The organism is Paenibacillus sp. BSR1-1 (assembly GCF_030403775.1).
Lineage (GTDB): Bacteria > Bacillota > Bacilli > Bacillales > Cytobacillaceae > Neobacillus.
Genome location: NZ_JAQMWQ010000005.1, coordinates 18,095 through 35,198 on the forward strand (window position 1 = coordinate 18,095; position 17,104 = coordinate 35,198).

Consider the following 17,104-nt stretch of genomic DNA (forward strand, 5'->3'; position numbering starts at 1 on the left):
TAAATGTCCAAAACTGTCTATAATTTGTCCGAACACCACTTAAAATTGTCCAATAATGCTTAAAAAATATCCAATACTCATAAAAAATTGTCCAATCCACCAACATACATAAAAAAGGCTCCGGAAACTGCTTCCGGAGCCTCAAACTTATTTCTTTGCTTTTACTTTTCCAGACCATTTTTTAAATCCGCCTTGCAACTGGGTTAGGTCTTTATAGCCTTTACGGTGTAAAAATTGGGCTGCACGGGCGCTGCGCATGCCGCTTTGGCAATAAAGATAAACAGGCATGTCAGATCGAATTTCTTTCATTCGCATTCTCATTTGAGACATTGGGATATTACGTGCGCCTAGAATATGACCGCCTTCGAACTCGTTCGGTTCACGAACATCTATTAGCTGTGCCTTACGATACCCTGAACGAAAATCCTCTTCAGTTACCGTTTTGACAATCCTTTTTTGGTAGAAATACGTGAAAACGGAGTAAATAATAACTGCTGCGATAACGACTAATAAGAAATAAAGTGAATTCAATTCCTTTTTGCTCCTTTCAAGCTTTGCTGCACTAGTATTTATTATATAAGCCAAACCCGGAAAGATAAAGATGAATGGAAAAAATTCTTTAAAGAGTACCTAAAAATATTATAGCAGAATCATCTCATTTTGAATTCCTATCAGATTTTGGTAGACTTAACATATAATTTTACAAAAATGAGGTTTTTGCATGGAAAAGGAAGTTTGGCGTTTTATAGATACAGGAAATAGTTCACCATCTTTTAACATGGCATTAGATGAGGCACTTCTTGACTGGCACAGCGAAGGGAAATTTCCGCCGGTCATTCGCTTCTATGGCTGGAACCCTCCAACGCTTTCTGTTGGTTACTTTCAAAAAGTAGAAAAAGAAATCGATATGGAGGCAGTAAAAGCACATCAGTTAGGCTTTGTCAGAAGGCCAACGGGCGGACGCGGCGTCCTTCATGAGCATGAGCTTACATATAGTGTAATCGTATCAGAAGACCATCCAGAGATGCCGAAAACGGTCACAGAGGCTTACCGAGTGATTTCAGAAGGCATTTTAAAAGGGTTTCACCATCTAGGGTTAGAAGCCTATTTTGCTGTTCCGAAAACGGCAGAAGAACGGGATGCCCTTAAAAACCCTCGCTCTGCAGTCTGCTTTGACGCTCCGAGCTGGTATGAGCTTGTAGTGGAAGGCCGGAAGGTGGCAGGCAGCGCGCAAACAAGGCAGAAGGGAGTCATTCTCCAGCACGGATCGATATTATTAGATTTAGATGAAGATAAGCTGTTTAGCTTATTTAAGTATCCGAATGACCGTGTAAAGGAACGGATGAAGAAGGCCTTTAAAGATAAAGCTGTCGCAATTAATGCGATTAGTCCAAGAAGAATAACGCTGGAAGAGGCCAAAGAGGCTTTTTACAAGGGCTTTGCTGAGGGACTAAATATTGAGCTTGAACCTTATCAGTTAACAGAAGAAGAGCTTGCATATGTTGAAAAAATTGCAAAAGAACGCTATGAGAATGATGAGTGGAATTTTAAAAGATAAAAAAAGGCGAAATTTTTCGCCTTTTTTTATTATACAGAGACTTCCTCAATTGCCTTTATATATTTCTCATACCAAATTTTCCATACGTCATTTCGAGACTCAATTGTCCGTCCATCGAGCATAGCCTCGATGACATCTAAGCATACGTGCCATCCAGCAAGGTCCCGAGGAGTATGGCCGGTAATTGAAGTTAATTTTTCATTCAGGACTAATTTGCAGCCATCAATCTTGGGATAAAGTTCAAACCGAACCAGATCCGCTGCCCAGGTATATTCCAATATGGATTGCATTTTTAACTCTGTAATCGTCATCTCGATAAAGGTGCCATTGCCCATATTAAATTTAATGCCGCCCCCCTCACGAAGCTCACCTACTCGAAGCTCTGGGAACCATTTTGGCAGTTTGTCATTGTCCGTTAAATATGACCATACATCTTCAGCCGAATGGTTTAAATGCCGTTCGAATTTAGCGATATAGCCGTTTCCGTCTTTTTTTATTTCCGCAAGCATTTTATACCCCTCCCAAAAATCTATTAGTTTATAATATCATTTTGGACAAAGCTTATAAATTGGTATGCCTGTATTCGGATAAAAAATAATTCTCAAACCGCAAAATATGTTAAAAATTGCGGTTTTTTGCCGAAAAACCAAAGAAATCTTTATTTTGCTTAAAAATCTAGTGTATTTTAAGTTTGACAAAATAATTATTTTTTGCCTAATCTACAATATGTAGTAGTGTCGAAAATATTTTCGGTACCATATATTGAGTTTTAGTTGATTTGTGCTGTAATTCTATGTTAACTTATGTTTATTAAGACAACTAGATATAGCTTAGCTTACTAGAATCTAACACAATATACAGAATTTTTTAATTGAAGGAGTTGTTTTCATGTCTATAGTTTTTAGACAAAAAATGAATATCGATTTTGAGAGGTTGAATGAGGACATCGGCTTATTTCCCCAGGTGCACCCAGTAACCCCAGATATGAAAATAACCCACAAGGGCGTTTCGCGATTGGTCATGCTAGACCGCTATACCTTTAAAGATACTGCAAAAATTACCCTGACGAATGGTGACTTTGTTGTTTTGACGATTAAAGAGGATCCGAAATTTCCAGCTAGAGGGCTTGGTACTATAAAAGAAATCGATTGGGAAAAGAAAAAGGCAAAGGTTTTGGTGGAAGAGGAATTCAGAGGCGTTCTGGATGATCAACAGGAATCTGAAACAGGAATGATCTGGCGCTCTCTCGATGTAATCGAAAAGCCGCTGGAACTTTTTTATGAGCAGATTGCAAAAAGGAATGCCACGGGCCTTGCTTCTGTTGAAGAAACAGAAGAGAAGCGAATTGAGTGGACAGAAAAGTTTTATCAGGAGCTTGTAAACATGAACTTCATTCCTGCTGGGCGTGTTCTTTACGGAGCAGGATCCGGTACGGAGGTAACATTCTTTAATTGTTACGTAATGCCGTTTGTTCCGGACTCTCGAGAAGGTATCTCAGACCACCGGAAGTCGGTCATGGAGATCATGAGCCGCGGCGGCGGTGTTGGAACGAATGGTTCGACATTAAGACCAAGAAACACCCTTGCAAGAGGTGTAAATGGAAAGTCATCGGGTTCGGTTTCGTGGCTGGATGATATTGCGAAGTTGACTCACTTAGTCGAACAAGGGGGCAGCCGCAGGGGCGCTCAGATGATTATGCTGGCGGATTGGCATCCTGACATTATTGAATTCATTATTTCAAAAATGCAAAACCCTAGAATTCTACGATTCTTAATTGAAAATACAAATGATGAAACAATTAAAAAGCATGCTAAAGATAAGCTAAAGTTCACAGCATTGACTTTGCAGGAAACGGCGATGTATCAAGGAATTGTCAATTATAAAAACATCCCTGGTTTTGGAGGGTTCAGTGATTCGATTATAGCTGAGGCTGAAGAAAAACTAGAAACCGGCGGTAATTTTACAGTTCATAATTCTGAATTCTTAACGGGTGCAAACATCTCTGTGTGTTTAACAAAGGAATTTATGGAAGCTGTTGAAAACGATGGTGAATATGAACTTCGTTTCCCATATGTAGAGCATTACAATGAAGAGGAAATGAAATTCTACAACGAAGAATGGCATAAAGTCGGAGATGTTCGTGAGTGGGAAAAGCTCGGTTATAAAGTGCGTGTTTATAAAAAGATTAAAGCAAAAGAGCTTTGGAATCTAATAAATATCTGCGCAACCTACTCTGCTGAACCTGGAATATTCTTTATTGATAACGCAAACGACATGACAAATGCGAAAGCATATGGTCAACAAGTTGTTGCAACAAATCCATGTGGTGAACAACCCCTTGCACCATTTTCTGTATGTAACCTGGCAGCAGTTAATCTTGCTGAGATGGCTGATAAGGATACAAAAACCGTTGATTTTGAAAAATTAAAGCAAACTGTAGCTATTGGCGTCCGCATGCAGGACAACGTCATCAATGCTACTCCATATTTCTTAGAAGAAAACAAAAGGCAAGCTTTAGGTGAACGTCGTGTGGGTCTTGGAGTGATGGGGCTGCATGATTTATTAATCTACTGCGAAACAGAGTATGGTTCACCAGAAGGTAACCAACTCGTTGATCAGGTATTTGAAGCAATTGCAACGACTGCATATAAAGCATCTGTTGAATTGGCGAAAGAGAAGGGAAGCTTCCCATTCTTAAACGGTGAAACCTATGAAGAAACAAATCGTTTACGAAAGGCTTTCATTGAAACGGGATATATGAAGAAAATGCCTGAAGACATCCGCGAATCTATTTTAGAAAGCGGAATTAGAAATTCTCATTTGCTGACTGTTGCCCCAACGGGATCCACTGGAACAATGGTTGGTGTTTCAACCGGATTAGAGCCTTATTTCTCATTCTCATACTTCCGCAGCGGACGTTTAGGCAAATTTATTGAAGTAAATGCAGATATTGTTCAAGAATATCTTGAGAAGCATCCTGAAGCTGATCCAAACAATCTGCCAAAATGGTTTGTGACAGCAATGGAGCTTGCGCCTGAAGCCCATGCAGATGTTCAATGCGTTATTCAGCGGTGGATCGACAGTTCTATCAGTAAAACTGTAAATGCACCAAAAGGATACAGTGTGGAACAAGTAGAAAAGGTATATGAGCGTCTATATCGCGGTGGTGCAAAAGGCGGTACTGTCTATGTAGACGGTTCACGTGATTCTCAAGTACTAACACTGAAAGCAGAAGAGAATACGAATGAGCAGTTATCCATGTTTGATGAAAAACCAAAACAGCATGTTGTTCTAGTCGATACGATCAGCGATCTTCGTTCAACTGACGTGACTATCGGATCTGAAGTTGGCAACACATGCCCAGTCTGCCGTAAAGGAAAAGTAAAGGAAATTGGCGGCTGTAATACTTGTACAAATTGTAATGCCCAATTAAAATGTGGATTATAGAATATATTAGAGCGAATGGAAGGTAAATGTCCGTTCGCTTTTTTATTATTTTGACTATGCTTAGGGCCTCATGATCCTCTAATTTACACTTACATGAAGTTATTCTAGAATAATTTTTGTAACAGAACTGTAATCTGGCTGTGACCTCTCTGTTACTCTTCCCTTGTATAGTATGAATATCAAATCACTCCAAGGGGGACTAACAAATGTTGAAGAAACTTATCGCAGCTTTAGCAATTACAGCTACTATAACAACTTCTTTGTTTGCCACTGCGGGTGATAAAGCAGAAGCGGCATATTATCATACAAAAGCAATTTCAGTAGCAAAAGCCCATTTAGGCGTTCCATATCGATATGGCGGCATTACTCCTAGAGGCTTCGACTGTTCAGGTCTTGTAAAATACTCGTTTGGACAAGCAGGTAAAGTTTTACCTAGGACGGCAGCAGACATGTTTTACACAAAAGGGTATCGTGTAGGTTCTTTACAGGCGGGAGACCTAATGTTCTTTGCACCAACGAAAGCAAGCAGACCAGATCACGTTGCGATTTATATTGGTGCAGGGAAAATGATTATGGCTTCATCTTCAAAGGGTGTAATCATTACCTATACAAGCAACAGCTATTGGAAGCCAAGATACATTGGAGCAAAACGAATCTAATTGTACAAAAAAGAACATCGTCCATGGCGATGTTCTTTTTTATGACCTAAATGTCAATCCATTTTCCTTTAAAGCAGACCTAAGTTTAGGTAAAGAAGCTGGCCCCATCCCATGGAATTGTAAAATTTCTTTTTCACTATATTTTGATAACGTCCTTAATGTAGATATCCCATTGTTTTCCAATGCTCGCCTAGCTGGAGCAGAGAGCAATGAAAGAAATCCATTTTCAGGTTTACGTTCTTGCTCACATGTCGGACAGGTTGGACAATCGCTGCTTTTATAATATTTGTGTCCTTGACTGCAAATCCTTAATTTCTTTTCCGATGCTTCCATTTAATTATCTCCTTTCTTAAATACCACATACTTAAAAATTTTCTCTTTGTCCGCTGTACTATTTTGCTAACAAGCCGATTAAAAATGTAACAATGACTTCATCTAGGGAGTGGCTGCCATGAAAATAGACGGCGTTTTTTCTGGGGGAGGAATGAAAGGCTTTGCACTTGTAGGTGCCTGTGAAGAAATTGAAAGCAGAGGAATACAGTTTGTCAGGGTGGCAGGAACCAGTGCAGGATCAATCGTGGCAGCGCTAATCGCTGCCGGCTACACAAGCAAAGAAATTTATCAAATGATAGATGAGCTGGATATATCAAACATGCTCGATGCCCGTAAAACATTCATTCCAATTCCATTTATAAAATGGCTATCTGTTTATTGGAAACTTGGTCTTTATAAAGGAAAAAAGTTTGAAAAATGGATGAAAATAAAGCTGGAAGCTAAAGGAATAAGTACCTTTTCCGATTTACCTCCACAATCTTTAAGAGTAATCGCTTCAGACTTATCAAATGGTCAAATGGTCGTATTGCCAGATGATTTAGTAAAATACGGGATCGATCCTGGTTCCTTTCCAGTCGCAAAAGCCATTAGAATGAGCTGCAGCATTCCATATTTTTTTGAACCTGTTAAAATGCATTCAAACATTTTAGTGGATGGAGGAGTCCTAAGTAATTTCCCGATGTGGCTTTTTGATAAGGATAATATTCAAAAAGTAAGACCTGTACTGGGAATCAAGCTAAGTCCAAATGAATACGAACATAAAAAACACAAGATCAACAATGGCATTCAATTAATGGCAGCCTTATTCGAGACCATGAAGGATGCACATGATGCAAGGTACATTTCCAAAAAACATGCAAAAAATATCATCTTTATTCCAACTGATGGTTTTTTCTCATTGGAGTTCCAATTAACAGATGATAAGAAACAAAAACTGTTTGAGTTAGGAAAAGAGCAGGCTAAACAGTTTTTAAAAACATGGTGTTATTAAAAAATCGAGCATCTAAAACGATGCTCGATTTTTCTTTTTACTCTTTTTCCCATCAATAACGGTGAGATGAGCAGGAGATTTCTTTTTTGTTTTGCTGCTTTTCTTTAATGAGGTTAACGTCCCATGGGCAGATCCTTTAACAGATGCATCTCCGCCCTTTAGCTGCAATCGTTTTTTCGATTGTTTTGCTGCTTTAAGAAATGCCCGCTGCTCTTTTTTTTGGGGGCTCGAATTTGAAAATTTACGTACAACGAAATATATGATTAAACCGATCAATGCGATGACAGCTATTCTCTGAATGAAACCGGCAGGATTAGCTGTAAAAGAGCCATAAATACCTAATAAAGCAAGAATAATAAGACCGCCAACGACAAACACGGATGTCCGATTTTTCAAGAAAGCCACCTCCCTAAGAGCATCATAAGCATTTTTTTAACCTTTTAAACCCGAAAAAAGCAAAGATTAAACAATTTCTTCCTCTTCAAAAGAGACCTCAGATTCCTTTTCTCTTCTTAACAATTCATTAAAGGAAAGGATAGCCACTTCGACCTGGTCATCATTTGGTTCTTTAGTCGTTAAAAGCTGTAACCAAAGTCCAGGCAGACCTAGGTATTTCAATACTGGTATATCTCTAAGTTTGTTTGTAATCTGCAAAACTTCAAAGGCAATGCCTAATACAACAGGTATTAAAAGAAGTCGGTCGACAATGCGTAACCAAAGCGGCGATGTTGGTACAAGTAAATAGACAAAAACGCCGACAATGACAGTAAATAGGATGAAACTGCTGCCACACCGATAATGAAGCCGTGAGTGTGCCTGAACATTTTCAATTGTCAATTCGACTCCAGCTTCAAAGGTATTAATTACTTTATGCTCAGCCCCATGATATTGAAACACCCTTTTAATAAGAGGAGTAAGTGATACGAAATATATATAGGAAAGGAGCAGTAGAAGCTTAAACAACCCTTCTACTAATACTTGAGCAACATCTGATGGGAAGATGGGTTTTGTTAATTCCGCTAAAAAAACTGGAATTAGGGTAAAAGCGAATTTACCAAATAAAAATGAAATGACTCCTATTACAGCAACTCCAAGATACATCGTAAATTTGGAGACTTCTTTTTCTTTAATTTTTGCATCTTCTTTTGGGTCTAAATCAAATCTTTCCGTGGAGAAGTTTAAGTGTTTGGAGCCATTCGCACTTGCCTCAATTATGGCAATAATCCCTCTAATAAACGGAATTTTTTTCAAAAATGAAAAATAAGGGTTTCCTTTACGTGGCAAATGGAAAAATTCTACAGAATGATCTTTTCTGCGAACCGCGGTCACATAATGATGTTTTCCGCCAAACATGACTCCTTCTACAACGGCTTGACCGCCATATACGGGTTTTTGAGTATGGGACATAAGTGAACACCAACCTATTACAAAAGTTGCACAATAGCAGAAATGATAAATCTGTATGTACTTAAATGTATTCTACTAGAAAAATGAAAAAACCTCTAGGAATGACATAATTTTTCCATCTAAATTCAGTAATTTTTTTTTTGCATGCAAGGGAATGAAACCCGAGGGACATAATAAGGTGGAATTTATTCAAGTGCATACATGATTTGTAAAAATAAGCTTTTGTTTGAAAGTTAAAATTGGAGGTTTATGCTAATGGCTAATATACTAAAAACAGATGATTATCCAAAACCAATGTCATTTCCTGTAATGGTCTTCTGGACTGGTTTATTTGGTGGTGTTTTTTGGGGGTTTATTGGATATCTTGCGAATTATTTAAGTTTTACGGAAATTCATCCAAATGTAATCTTAGGGCCATGGGCTTTTGGGGATTGGAAAACTCAATGGCAGGGAACGGTAATTTCTCTTTTATTATTAGGAATTATTTCAGTCGTGGCGGCGTTTATATACTATTTCGTTTTAAGGAAACTGAAAGGATTTTGGTTTGGTATCATTTATGGGCTTATCTTGTACTTTTTGGTATTCTTTGTCCTAAATCCTCTTTTTCCTGGAATAAAACCATTTTTTGATTTAAGCCGAGATACCATTATTACGTCTATTTGTATTTATATCGTTTATGGAATTTTTATTGGATATTCCATTAATTACGAGTACCAAAATAATATAGCACAAGAGAATGAAGCATCATCTTAACTTGTAATTAGTCGGAATCCGCTCGTTATGATAAAATATTTGTGTCTTCGTTTGGATTTGAAAAGGAGAGTGGGAACGATGGAGAAATTAGAAAAATTACGGTCAAGCTTTGGTGCATATGGGATTGATGGAATCCTAATTACAAGCTCGTTTAATCGCCGGTACATATCAAATTTCACAGGCTCTGCAGGGGTTGTTTTAATCAGTGCAGATAAAGCCCTTTTTATTACCGATTTTCGCTATATTGAGCAGGCTTCGAAACAATGCGGCGGTTTTGAAATCATTAAGTTTTCTGGTTCCATTCCTGAGGAAGTGGCCAAGCAGGCAAAAAATTTAGGCATTAAAAAGCTTGGAATTGAAGAGGATTATTTAACTTACTCTTCCTTTAAAGTATATGACAAAGAAGTTGAAGCTGAACTTGTTCCGGTTTCAGGGGTTGTGGAAAAATTACGCTTGATTAAGACCGATGCAGAGATTAAGATATTAAAGGAAGCAGCGGATATTGCTGATGCTGCATTTAAACATATTTTAGATTTTATTCGTCCAGGGAAAACTGAACTGGAAGTATCGAATGAGTTAGAATTCTTTATGAGAAAAGCTGGAGCAACTTCATCTTCTTTTGATACCATTGTAGCTTCTGGACATCGTTCTGCACTTCCGCATGGTGTAGCAAGTGACAAAGTAATCGAAAAAGGTGACATGGTAACACTTGATTACGGTGCGTATTACAAGGGATATGTTTCCGATATCACAAGAACAGTTGCTGTTGGTGAGCCTGATGCAAAGCTGAAGGAAATTTATAATATCGTTCTAGAGTCCCAATTACGCGGTATGGATGGTATTAAACCAGGAATAACTGGAAAAGAAGCAGATGCTTTAACGAGAGACTACATCACTGAAAAAGGTTATGGTGAATATTTCGGGCATTCAACAGGCCATGGAATTGGTCTAGAGGTCCATGAAGGCCCAGGTCTATCCAGCAAATCTGATCTCGTTTTAGAACCAGGAATGGTCGTTACTTGTGAACCAGGTATATACATTCCAGGACTTGGCGGCGTTCGGATTGAAGATGATACCTTAATTACCAAGGATCATAACGAAGCACTTACTCATTCAACGAAAGATCTAATTATTTTGTAACGAACATAGGAGGATTTATAACATGATTTCTGTTAACGATTTTCGTACAGGATTAACTATCGAAGTGGATGGCGGCCTTTGGCGCGTCATGGATTTCCAACACGTAAAGCCAGGGAAAGGGGCGGCGTTTGTTCGTTCTAAACTGCGTAACCTGCGTAATGGAGCCATTCAAGAAAAAACATTCCGTGCGGGTGAAAAGGTAGAAAAAGCACAAATCGATAACCGCAAAATGCAATATCTTTATGCAAGCGGTGACCAGCATGTGTTTATGGATATGGATTCATACGAGCAAGTAGAACTTCCTGCCAATAACATTGAATATGAATTAAAGTTTTTAAAAGAAAACATGGAAGTTCATATTATGATGTTTAATCATGAAACACTTGGAGTAGAATTGCCAAACACAGTTGAATTGGAAGTAACAGAAACAGAACCAGGAATTAAAGGTGACACTGCGTCCGGTGGTACGAAGCCTGCAACACTTGAAACTGGATTAATTGTTCAAGTGCCATTCTTTATTAACCAAGGTGACAGATTAATTATCAATACTACAGAAGCATCATACGTATCAAGAGCATAATAATGAGTAAAAAAGCCTTAGACCGCAAAAAACGGTACTAAGGCTTTTTTTATTTTTAGCTCTGTTAAAAGACATTGTTGATTGGAGCGCAAATAAACAACCAAGTTTATGATCATATTTTTAACAAATTCTCCAAACTTTCTCCTAAGTTTCTGCACACTTTTTTTTTAGATTAAAAGTGTAATCAAACTAAAGGAGTAGATAAATATGAACATGACACATTATATGGGATTATTAGCAGACAATCAGCCGTGGAATTTAATCATTTTTATGGCGATACCAGTCATCTGTGCAGAAACCATTGCGATTACTGAATTAGGTATCCTTTTTACCCGGAATCTAAATGGCTGCTTAAGAAAAGTTAATAAGATCGTAAGCATTATAGCTGGTTTTTATTTTACAGGAATTTTCGTTTACTTAATGAAGACAGCGTATATTCCATTATCCGTAAATGGAGAATGGAAAGGCTGGATTGATGTTGTCGCGGTGACTTTTTACCTGCTTGGAATCGTACCATTACTAGGAATGGCCCTCTTAGATTTGGGTCTTATCTATAAAAGCAAAACCGCAGAAGAAAAGTTGAAGATTCATGCCTTTTTCGTGGGGATGTTCCTAGTCGTTGCCCACGTGGCCATGATTTTTGGGATGGTCGACCCTTCAATTGGAACAGTAGGTCATGGTGGTCATGACATGATGAATATGTAGAGCGAAATCGCTGAAGATTCCAAAAAGGGCTTTTCAGCGTTTTACATTTAATTATCTTAAAAACTTCACGAAATAGTAAGAATTAATAACAATTCAGCCATTTCCTATTTGCTAAAATGAACTTGAAAAAATAAATAAAAGGGAAGGGGGGACACAATACATGAAACGAATAACATCTCTTTTATTTCTAGTCATTGTTATGGCAATTGTTGCGGCTGGCTGCAGTTCAAAAATACAAGATTTAAAGCTTGATAAAAAACATAAGCCGCTTCCCGATTATGTGTTGAATTCTTCAGAGAAAATTCAAGAGACCTATATAATGGCAGCAACCTATCCAGAAGTGGTAGCGCAAGTTCCTTGCTATTGCGGCTGTGTAAGCGATGGACATAAGAGCAATCTAGATTGCTTTGTAGGACAAATGGGTGGAGAAAATGCCGTGGAAGAATGGGATTCGCATGGTATAGCATGAGACACTTGTGTCAATATCGCCCGGGAGGCGGTAGAAATGCATCTTGACGGAAAAAGTCCTAGTAAAATATATGATTTAATTACAAGAAAATATGAAGATTTTGGGGAACCAACTCCAACACAGGAACCAAAGTAAGGGAGTAACCCATGAAAAAAATACTAATCGGAAGTTACATTTTGATTATTATTGGAATCATTTTTTGTATAGGGAATAGCGATCTTATTAATTCCAAGAACTCTAATTCAATTGCTGCAGGTGAAAAAGTTTACAATAAAAACTGTCTTATTTGTCACGGTAAAACCGGAAAAGGTGAAGGTTTAAAAACTGGGACAGCCATAAACAATCAACACTTTTTAAGCTCTGTATCGGATAAAGATCTTTATAATTATGTAAAATCCGGCAGAGAAGCGACCGCGATGCCGGCTTATGGTTCAAGTTTACCGGAAAAGGATTTGAAAAATCTTGTTGCATTCTTAAGGGATTGGCAAACTGAGGAGATAAAATTTAATGCTCCAAAAACGTTTTCTGGTAATCCGGAAAAAGGCAAGAAACAATATAATATGTATTGTTTAACTTGTCATGGCGAAGCTGGTTCAGGGAAGCAAAAAATGGGAACAGCATTGTCAAATCCAATGTATTTGAAGTATACAACCGATAAGCAAATTTGGATTGATATTGCTTACGGCCGTGAAGAAACACGCATGGGTTCTTCTTTGAAGGGTCTTGATGGGGTACGGCAGCTTAAAGAAAAAGATATTTCCGATATTGTTTCTTATATTCGTTCTTGGGAGAAAAAATGATGAAAGCAAAACCTTAAATCTACATGGTAGATTTAAGGTTTTTTTCATTTTTTATCAAATGTGTCCAATTTGTGGTTGATTTTTGGCGAAAAGGTAACGTTTTTTGTCCTTTAACAAAATGTTCAAGAGTGGTTCAACAAAGAGGATTCAATAACGATTATATTTATTTCAAAGAGGACTATAGTATAAATTACTCAGCTTTCCATAGGTCAAGGAGGATTAATATGCTTAAAAAGAGGTTGTTGGCATTATTCGTAATTGGATCATTTTTTACGAATTTTATCATTCCAAAGGCTAGTGCCGAAACAGTGTTTCAAGCGGAAAAATTTCCTTTTAAGGAAATGCAGATACAAGTAATGCCAGAATTTGATTACCCAGAGGATTGGGGATCCCGGGATATTCCTTCATTACTTGTAGGCCAATACGGTACCATTACCAACAAAAGTGGTCAAGATTATGATGGGAAAATTGAAGTCCCAATACCTGCAATGGAAAAAGGCTTTGAAGCCTATTTAGTAGCAGAATTTCCAGAAGAAAATAAGCCAGAGGTTCAGCGGCCATATGATGTTGATAAAAATAAGGGGCTCATCACCTGGAAACCAGCGAAACCGATAAAAAGTAACGAATCGTATAAATTTGTTATCGAATATTATACCAAAACTGTGGGTGTAAACGACAACAAAACTTTTACATACGAACTTCAAAAAAATGCTGATATAGAGCTGCTGGATGTTATCTTTTATGCACCTATGAATGCTAAAGATATCAAGCTTGAACCGAAAGCACAAAAAAATTCAAAAAGTGAATATGGTGAAGAGCTGTATTACTACCAATACAAAAATGTAAAACCGGCTGATAGTTTAAAATATTCCTTCACCTATAAAAAAGATGGAACAGAATCAACTATGGAAGCGATAAACAAGCAGCAGCCACCAAATGATAAAAACCATTCCAGTGTTAATGGAACAGCAACAGATCAAGTGAAAAAAAGCGGAAACGATAATTCTAAACAGCCAATTATTGGAGTTGCAGGAGCATCAATTATTGGGATTGCGATTATTATTGCCGGTGCCTTTATTTTCTTAGGACTAAAAGGGAAATCACAATATCCAACAAAGATAACCAAACTAAATAAACAACAACCGAAAAAACCAACAAATGTAAAAAATGAACATAAGACTGCAAATGAGGATGAGAAAAAGGAACTTCGTAAAAAGCTTTTAACCGGAAAGATCGATCAGGAAATGTACGAAGAAGAAATGAAAAAATTAATTTAATGAGGTGAGTAGAATGAGAAAGAACACGCTTGTCATGCTTGGAGGATTTATTATTGCGGGAGCCATTGTTTTTCTATTAATGGTAGCTACCCCAGGTTCAAGTGGAATCGAATTGACCATGAAAGAGCTTCTTGCAACACAAGATCAACATAAAGACGATTTTGTTACGGTAGAAGGTCTATTAATCGAGGACTCTATCAAATGGAATCCTGACAAAATAGAATTGAAATTTGATGTAAAGGACAACGACGGTAATATCATGCACGTGATTCACAAAGGGCCAAAACCGGATAACTTCTCAGAGGGGGTTATCACCATTCTTCAAGGGGCTCCAACAAAGAAAGACACCTTTGTCGCGGAAACAGTCAAAACGAGATGCCCTTCTAAATATGAAGGAAAAGATATGAAGAACTATGATCCAGAAACCCATAAGGATAAGCTTAATCAACCACCGAAAGAAAAATAACAGGCAAACATAAGAAGGTGAAGAAATGTTTTTATTCGCAAACACAACAATTTATATAGGGTTAGCTGTTGCCATATATTCATTGCTTATTATAACTTTGGGAATTAGCACGAAAAATCAAAGACTGATTAACAGTGGTAAAGGCGGAATGATTGCATTATTTGTTTGTGCTGCAATGGCGATGCTTTCCCTTTTCTACCTTTTAGCAACATCACAATTTCAATATGAATATGTAACTGATTATACGAGCAGTGAACTGCCAATCATCTATAAACTGACTGCCCTTTGGGCGGGGAATGCTGGTTCTTTGTTATTGTGGACATTCTTCCTTACCCTTTACTCGATTATGATCGCTTTTTCAAGGAAGATGAAGGGTAACCCGATGGTTCCATATATCTCAGCTATTCTTTTAGCTAATGCGGTTTTCTTCTTTTTCATCCTAGGATTTGTCGCAAAACCATTCGTTCTTTTAGATACAATTCCGATTGAGGGTAAGGGTTTAAACCCGATGCTTCAAAATCCTGGAATGATCATCCATCCAGTTACTCTCTACCTTGGTTATGTGGGTCTTGCTGTGCCATTTGCATTTGCTATGTCCGCATTAATTCTCAAAAATGTTGATGACTTCTGGATTAAAATGACAAGGCGCTGGACGATTATTGCTTGGTTATTTTTAAGTCTCGGAAATATTTTTGGCGGACAATGGGCATATGTTGAGCTTGGATGGGGCGGATATTGGGCGTGGGATCCGGTAGAAAATGCTTCATTTATGCCATGGCTAACTGCTACTGCATTCCTGCATTCTGTCATGATTCAAGAACGAAAAAACATGTTGAAAATATGGAATATTAGTTTAATCATCGTTTCATATGCTCTTACGTTATTTGGTACTTTCCTCGTCCGAAGTGGTGTTCTGACATCTGTCCATGCTTTTGCCAATTCGAATTTAGGGTTATATTTCTTAATATTTATGGGTGTTGCTGTCATTCTTGCTTTATACGTTTTAATGAGTCGTTACAACATGCTAAAGCGCAGTGCCGGAGAATTCCAATCCTTTGTTTCAAAGGAAAGCAGCTTCTTAATAAATAATCTTTTGCTAGTAGGTGCAGCCTTTGCAGTTTTCTGGGGGACGATTTTCCCACTGGTATCAGAAGCGGTTCGCGGTACGAAAGTAACTGTCGGACTTCCATTTTTCAATAAAGTAGAAGCACCAATCCTTTTATCCATGATGTTTGTCATGGCCGTTTGTCCAATGCTTGCGTGGCAAAGGTCAACAATAAAAAATCTAAGGAAAAATTTCTTGATACCTTCTATCCTTGCCGTAGCCGGCATGGTACTGATGATTGTACTTGGAATTCAAAAAGCATGGGCTGTTATTGGCTATGGAGTTATTATTTTACTTTTAATCACTCACTTCCTAGAGTTTTATCGAGGAGTTAAAGCAAGAAGAAAGATGACAAAAGAAGCTCCAATTACGGCTTTATACCGTTTAATGATTCGTAACCGCCGCAGATATGGGGGATATATCGTCCATCTTGGAATTGCCTTTATTACAATGGGGATTATCGGTTCACAAAACTATGATTTAGAAACAATGAAAACAGTCTCATTAGGCCAATCGATTGAATTAAAGGATTACCGAATTAATTATGATCGCCTTGATCAGAAAAAAGAAGGCATAAACGATATCGTTTATGCAGATGTGACAGTGTTTAGGGATGGAAAAAAACTTGGTACTTTCCAGCCGGAAAAAGTTTTTTATGGAAACTGGGAACAGCCATCATCAGAAGTAGCCATTATTTCATCGGTTAAAGAAGACTTGTATATTGTGTTGAGTGCTTGGGAAGATGATGGGAAGGCAACGTTCGTTGTTAAGGTTAATCCAATGATGAATTGGTTATGGTTTGGTTCCTTTATGATTGTAATCGGTGCCCTATTCGCTGTTTGGAACGGAAAATATGGGAATGTCACTCCAAGGTACACTGGAGTTCGCAAAGAGGTGTCTTAATATGAAAAATAAAATATACCTTGGGCTCCTAATTATAGCGTTTATCTTTCAAGGATCATTCTTTCGTGTAGAAGCAAAAGAGTTCGACTATAAATCGGCTGAATTTAAAGCAGTTGCCTCTCAATTTGCCTGTACCTGCGGCTGCGGCCAAGACCATTATGAATGTGATCCCAATACTTGCAGTCTGACTACTGAATTTAAAAAAGATTTAGTTGGCATGATGAAAAAAGGATGGGATAAGGATAAAATCCGTGAGTACTATGTCAATATTTATGGAGAAGAAATCCTTACTGCTCCGGAGAAAAGCGGTTTTAGCTTAACGGCTTGGGCTATTCCTTTTGCGGTATTGGGTGTTGCAGCGACAGCATTATTTTTTATCATTCGTAAATGGGTGAAGAGAAAAGGAAAAGTAGAACTAATCACTGATTATCAGAACACTGAAGATGAAGTTGAAGGAGAAATACTTTCATCCATGATCGATGAAGAACGCAAAAAGTATCTTTAGGATGTG

General features: G+C 37.9%; 19 protein-coding genes. 14 read left to right on the top strand and 5 right to left on the bottom strand.

Features of this window, described 5'->3' with window-relative positions; genetic code table 11:
- Window positions 1-147: 147 nt before the first annotated feature.
- Complete coding sequence (locus tag PH210_RS10050) at window positions 148-531, bottom strand: rhodanese-like domain-containing protein (protein WP_289985047.1); 384 nt, start codon at window positions 529-531, stop codon at window positions 148-150.
- Window positions 532-721: 190 nt separating this feature from the next.
- Here PH210_RS10050 and lipM point away from each other — a divergent pair, with 190 nt between their 5' ends.
- Entirely contained in the window at window positions 722-1,558 is an 837-nt protein-coding gene (gene lipM, locus PH210_RS10055) for an octanoyltransferase LipM (protein WP_289985048.1), read from the top strand.
- 29 nt (window positions 1,559-1,587) lie between these two features.
- Here the strand turns inward: lipM and PH210_RS10060 are convergent, their stop codons facing one another.
- Entirely contained in the window at window positions 1,588-2,067 is a 480-nt protein-coding gene (locus PH210_RS10060; protein WP_289985049.1) for an SRPBCC family protein, read from the bottom strand.
- Between the two features lie 379 nt (window positions 2,068-2,446).
- Between PH210_RS10060 and PH210_RS10065 the strand changes: the two genes are divergently transcribed.
- A complete protein-coding gene (locus PH210_RS10065) occupies window positions 2,447-5,005 on the top strand; it encodes a vitamin B12-dependent ribonucleotide reductase (protein WP_289985050.1) in 2,559 nt (852 codons plus the stop codon).
- Between the two features lie 206 nt (window positions 5,006-5,211).
- Window positions 5,212-5,664, top strand: coding sequence for a C40 family peptidase (locus tag PH210_RS10070; RefSeq protein WP_289985051.1), 453 nt, complete (start codon window positions 5,212-5,214; stop codon window positions 5,662-5,664).
- Between the two features lie 39 nt (window positions 5,665-5,703).
- Here the strand turns inward: PH210_RS10070 and PH210_RS10075 are convergent, their stop codons facing one another.
- Window positions 5,704-5,997, bottom strand: a complete 294-nt coding sequence (locus PH210_RS10075; protein WP_289985052.1) for an RNA polymerase alpha subunit C-terminal domain-containing protein — start codon at window positions 5,995-5,997, stop codon at window positions 5,704-5,706.
- Between the two features lie 118 nt (window positions 5,998-6,115).
- Here PH210_RS10075 and PH210_RS10080 point away from each other — a divergent pair, with 118 nt between their 5' ends.
- Window positions 6,116-6,988: a patatin-like phospholipase family protein gene (locus PH210_RS10080; protein ID WP_289985053.1), complete on the top strand. Its 873-nt coding sequence runs from the start codon at window positions 6,116-6,118 to the stop codon at window positions 6,986-6,988.
- Window positions 6,989-7,000: 12 nt separating this feature from the next.
- On the opposite strand, the gene PH210_RS10085 is transcribed toward PH210_RS10080, so the two are convergent.
- Both PH210_RS10085 and PH210_RS10090 read right to left on the bottom strand, forming a co-directional pair.
- A complete protein-coding gene (locus tag PH210_RS10085; protein WP_289985054.1) occupies window positions 7,001-7,393 on the bottom strand; it encodes an SA1362 family protein in 393 nt (130 codons plus the stop codon).
- Window positions 7,394-7,450: 57 nt separating this feature from the next.
- Window positions 7,451-8,395, bottom strand: a complete 945-nt coding sequence (locus PH210_RS10090; RefSeq protein ID WP_289985055.1) for a DUF1385 domain-containing protein — start codon at window positions 8,393-8,395, stop codon at window positions 7,451-7,453.
- 255 nt (window positions 8,396-8,650) lie between these two features.
- Here PH210_RS10090 and PH210_RS10095 point away from each other — a divergent pair, with 255 nt between their 5' ends.
- From PH210_RS10095 to PH210_RS10140, 10 genes are all read left to right on the top strand, one after another.
- Window positions 8,651-9,148, top strand: a complete 498-nt coding sequence (locus PH210_RS10095; protein ID WP_289985056.1) for a YqhR family membrane protein — start codon at window positions 8,651-8,653, stop codon at window positions 9,146-9,148.
- A 78-nt stretch (window positions 9,149-9,226) separates the two neighbouring features.
- Complete coding sequence (locus PH210_RS10100) at window positions 9,227-10,288, top strand: M24 family metallopeptidase (protein ID WP_289985057.1); 1,062 nt, start codon at window positions 9,227-9,229, stop codon at window positions 10,286-10,288.
- Between the two features lie 22 nt (window positions 10,289-10,310).
- Entirely contained in the window at window positions 10,311-10,868 is a 558-nt protein-coding gene (gene efp / locus PH210_RS10105) for an elongation factor P (protein WP_223591422.1), read from the top strand.
- 207 nt (window positions 10,869-11,075) lie between these two features.
- Window positions 11,076-11,573: a DUF6803 family protein gene (locus tag PH210_RS10110; RefSeq protein WP_289985058.1), complete on the top strand. Its 498-nt coding sequence runs from the start codon at window positions 11,076-11,078 to the stop codon at window positions 11,571-11,573.
- A gap of 160 nt (window positions 11,574-11,733) precedes the next feature.
- Entirely contained in the window at window positions 11,734-12,177 is a 444-nt protein-coding gene (locus PH210_RS10115) for a PCYCGC motif-containing (lipo)protein (RefSeq protein WP_354669977.1), read from the top strand.
- Window positions 12,178-12,188: 11 nt separating this feature from the next.
- Window positions 12,189-12,842 (top strand): c-type cytochrome, encoded by a 654-nt coding sequence (locus PH210_RS10120; RefSeq protein ID WP_289985061.1) that lies wholly within the window; start codon window positions 12,189-12,191, stop codon window positions 12,840-12,842.
- 224 nt (window positions 12,843-13,066) lie between these two features.
- Window positions 13,067-14,119: a hypothetical protein gene (locus tag PH210_RS10125; protein ID WP_289985063.1), complete on the top strand. Its 1,053-nt coding sequence runs from the start codon at window positions 13,067-13,069 to the stop codon at window positions 14,117-14,119.
- Between the two features lie 13 nt (window positions 14,120-14,132).
- Window positions 14,133-14,585: a cytochrome c maturation protein CcmE gene (locus PH210_RS10130; protein ID WP_289985064.1), complete on the top strand. Its 453-nt coding sequence runs from the start codon at window positions 14,133-14,135 to the stop codon at window positions 14,583-14,585.
- A gap of 25 nt (window positions 14,586-14,610) precedes the next feature.
- Complete coding sequence (locus PH210_RS10135) at window positions 14,611-16,593, top strand: heme lyase CcmF/NrfE family subunit (protein ID WP_289985065.1); 1,983 nt, start codon at window positions 14,611-14,613, stop codon at window positions 16,591-16,593.
- A gap of 1 nt (window position 16,594) precedes the next feature.
- Complete coding sequence (locus PH210_RS10140; RefSeq protein WP_289985066.1) at window positions 16,595-17,098, top strand: cytochrome c-type biogenesis protein; 504 nt, start codon at window positions 16,595-16,597, stop codon at window positions 17,096-17,098.
- The last annotated feature ends 6 nt before the right edge of the window (window positions 17,099-17,104 follow it).

What these genes read in the sequence shown, in the direction of transcription:
- lipM (WP_289985048.1), top strand. Translation starts at nt 722, where the DNA reads ATGGAAAAGGAAGTTTGGCGTTTTATAGATACAGGAAATAGTTCACCA.
- PH210_RS10060 (WP_289985049.1), bottom strand. Translation starts at nt 2,067, where the DNA reads ATGCTTGCGGAAATAAAAAAAGACGGAAACGGCTATATCGCTAAATTC.
- PH210_RS10065 (WP_289985050.1), top strand. Translation starts at nt 2,447, where the DNA reads ATGTCTATAGTTTTTAGACAAAAAATGAATATCGATTTTGAGAGGTTG.
- PH210_RS10070 (WP_289985051.1), top strand. Translation starts at nt 5,212, where the DNA reads ATGTTGAAGAAACTTATCGCAGCTTTAGCAATTACAGCTACTATAACA.
- PH210_RS10075 (WP_289985052.1), bottom strand. Translation starts at nt 5,997, where the DNA reads ATGGAAGCATCGGAAAAGAAATTAAGGATTTGCAGTCAAGGACACAAA.
- PH210_RS10080 (WP_289985053.1), top strand. Translation starts at nt 6,116, where the DNA reads ATGAAAATAGACGGCGTTTTTTCTGGGGGAGGAATGAAAGGCTTTGCA.
- PH210_RS10090 (WP_289985055.1), bottom strand. Translation starts at nt 8,395, where the DNA reads ATGTCCCATACTCAAAAACCCGTATATGGCGGTCAAGCCGTTGTAGAA.
- PH210_RS10095 (WP_289985056.1), top strand. Translation starts at nt 8,651, where the DNA reads ATGGCTAATATACTAAAAACAGATGATTATCCAAAACCAATGTCATTT.
- PH210_RS10100 (WP_289985057.1), top strand. Translation starts at nt 9,227, where the DNA reads ATGGAGAAATTAGAAAAATTACGGTCAAGCTTTGGTGCATATGGGATT.
- efp (WP_223591422.1), top strand. Translation starts at nt 10,311, where the DNA reads ATGATTTCTGTTAACGATTTTCGTACAGGATTAACTATCGAAGTGGAT.
- PH210_RS10110 (WP_289985058.1), top strand. Translation starts at nt 11,076, where the DNA reads ATGAACATGACACATTATATGGGATTATTAGCAGACAATCAGCCGTGG.
- PH210_RS10120 (WP_289985061.1), top strand. Translation starts at nt 12,189, where the DNA reads ATGAAAAAAATACTAATCGGAAGTTACATTTTGATTATTATTGGAATC.
- PH210_RS10125 (WP_289985063.1), top strand. Translation starts at nt 13,067, where the DNA reads ATGCTTAAAAAGAGGTTGTTGGCATTATTCGTAATTGGATCATTTTTT.
- PH210_RS10130 (WP_289985064.1), top strand. Translation starts at nt 14,133, where the DNA reads ATGAGAAAGAACACGCTTGTCATGCTTGGAGGATTTATTATTGCGGGA.
- PH210_RS10135 (WP_289985065.1), top strand. Translation starts at nt 14,611, where the DNA reads ATGTTTTTATTCGCAAACACAACAATTTATATAGGGTTAGCTGTTGCC.
- PH210_RS10140 (WP_289985066.1), top strand. Translation starts at nt 16,595, where the DNA reads ATGAAAAATAAAATATACCTTGGGCTCCTAATTATAGCGTTTATCTTT.